The sequence below is a fragment of the Massilia sp. DD77 genome, assembly GCF_036961685.1.
Lineage (GTDB): Bacteria > Pseudomonadota > Gammaproteobacteria > Burkholderiales > Burkholderiaceae_D > Telluria.
Genome location: NZ_JBAMDH010000091.1, coordinates 1 through 540, shown reverse-complemented (window position 1 = coordinate 540; position 540 = coordinate 1). Strand labels below are relative to the sequence as shown.

Annotated in this window: 1 protein-coding gene; it reads right to left on the bottom strand. The window is 68.5% G+C overall.

What is annotated here, in order from left to right:
- A partial coding sequence (locus V7778_RS25085) for an IS1595 family transposase (protein WP_335560360.1) occupies positions 1 to 540 on the bottom strand: 540 nt, incomplete at both ends.

Here is a 540-nt window from a genome sequence, read left to right as displayed (position 1 = left end):
CGCCGGTGGTAAGCATTCACGTTTTGGACGTGGACGGCTCCACGGACGCGCTCGCCGGCGCGCAGGTTGACGAACTCATGGGAAATGCCGGCTTCGCGCGCGAAGGAGCGGTACGCGGGATGCCCATCGGTGACCAGCAGGACATCGGGATCGAGCACGGGCAACAGGTGCCGGTGCAATTGATCCGTGGTGACCGCGCCGCGTCCGGTGATGAAGTCGTGGGTGCCGCCGGTGCGGTCGCGCGCGACCAGCACGCACACGTGCTCGCGCGAGATGCCGCGGGTTGCAGCCACGCCGCCCCGGTGACGTGCCGGCCGGTCGAGCTTGCGCGAGCCCTTCTGCGACTCCAATAGGAAGAGCTCGTCGGCCTCGGCAATGCCTGCCAACCGCTCCGGGCGGTCGTGTTTGACGAGGGCGAGAAAACGGTGGCGCCAGCGGAAGCTGGTGTTGCGGTGCACCTCGACCGCCTTGGCGCTGGTCCGTACGCTCTTGGCGTCGAGCATGTTGCCGAGGTAGCCGAGCCACTTGGCGCGGTGGCGC